Annotated in this window: 1 protein-coding gene; it reads right to left on the bottom strand. The window is 65.2% G+C overall.

Annotated elements, in window-relative coordinates:
• Positions 1–27: 27 nt before the first annotated feature.
• Positions 28–1283, bottom strand: a protein-coding gene (locus ACWF62_RS20460) for an IS3 family transposase (RefSeq protein WP_452631240.1) whose coding sequence is annotated in 2 segments (ribosomal slippage) — positions 28–1010 and positions 1010–1283 — 1257 coding nt in all. Because the reading frame shifts where the segments join, the coding sequence is not laid out codon by codon here.
• Positions 1284–1334 lie beyond the last annotated feature (51 nt).

Raw genomic sequence — 1334 nt, 5'->3', positions numbered from 1 at the left:
TGAACCGACCCGGGAATCTGGCCGCTCCTATGCTGGCGACATCTCCGGTTGGGGAGTCGATGGTTGAGCGTAGTAGGCCGCCTCGAACGTGTCGGGGCTGACGTACCCGAGACGGCTGTGCAGGCGGCTGGTGTTGAACCAGTCGACCCATTCCATCGTGGCGAACTCGACGTCCTCGACGGCCTTGAACGGCCCGTCGTGGAATGGGTTGCCCTTGGCGATCGCCTCGGTCTTGAACAACCCGATCGTGGACTCGGCCAACGCGTTGTCGTACGCGTCCCCGATGCTGCCGATCGAGGCGGCGATCCCTTCCAGCACAAGGGTTTCCGAGAACGCTATCGACGTGTACTGGCTGCCGGCATCGCTGTGATGAATGAGTCCGTCGGCGACCGGGTGCCCGCCGTGGTCACGCCGCCACAACGCCATCTTCAATGCGGTGGTGACCATCGCGGTGTCCTTGACCGTCGCCGCGTGCCAGCCGACGATCGCCCGCGAGAAGCAGTCGATCACGAACGCCACGTACACGAACCCGGCCCACGTTCGACAGTAGGTGAAGTCGGTGACCCATTTCCGGTTCGGCGCCTCGGCGGTGAAGTCACGATCGAGCAGGTCAGGTGCCCGCTCGGCGTTCCGTCCACCGGGGATCGTGGTCCGATGCCGGCGGCCCCGAACGACGCCGGACAGGCCCTCGTCGCGCATCAGTCGATCCACCGTGTGCTTGCCGACCTCGTGGCCGTGATTGCGAAGGTGCACGAGCATCTTGCGGCGTCCGTAGAGGCCCTCGGCGGTACCGACGGTGGCGAGCAGTGCGTCCGTGACGTGCGCGTCGGCGAGGGTGCGGTCCGACGGTGGTGCGGTTTTCCAGTTCCGGTACGTGCGGGGGGCGACCTGGACGCCGCGCTCGGTGAGCACGGTGCAGATCGACTCGACCCTGTGTCCTGCTGCACGCATCCGGTCGATGAACTGGCAGATCAGCGGCGGCGCGGGTCGAGTTCCCGCGCGAAGAAAATTGATGCTGCTTTCAGGATCTCGTTGGCTTCCTTCAGGTCTCGGTTCTCGCGTTCGAGTTCCTTGATCCGCTGCTGCTCGGCGGTGGTGACGCCGGGTGCCTGGTTCGCGTCGACCTGGGCCTGCTTGACCCACGTCCGCAGGGACTCGGAGCCGATACCGAGCTTCGGTCCGATGGTTTGGCAGGCCGCGTGGACGGACCGGTACTCGTCGAGGTGGTCGAGGACCATCTTCACGGCTCGCTCACGCTGTTCGGTGGGGTAACGCTTGGGCATGATCTGCATCCTTCTCAAGGAAGGGAGCGGCATCAAACCCGGGTCGGTTCA

It is taken from the genome of Rhodococcus sp. NPDC054953, from assembly GCF_053609225.1.
The sequence above is the reverse complement of the archived record's forward strand: the minus strand, read 5'-3'. Positions and strand labels throughout refer to the sequence as shown.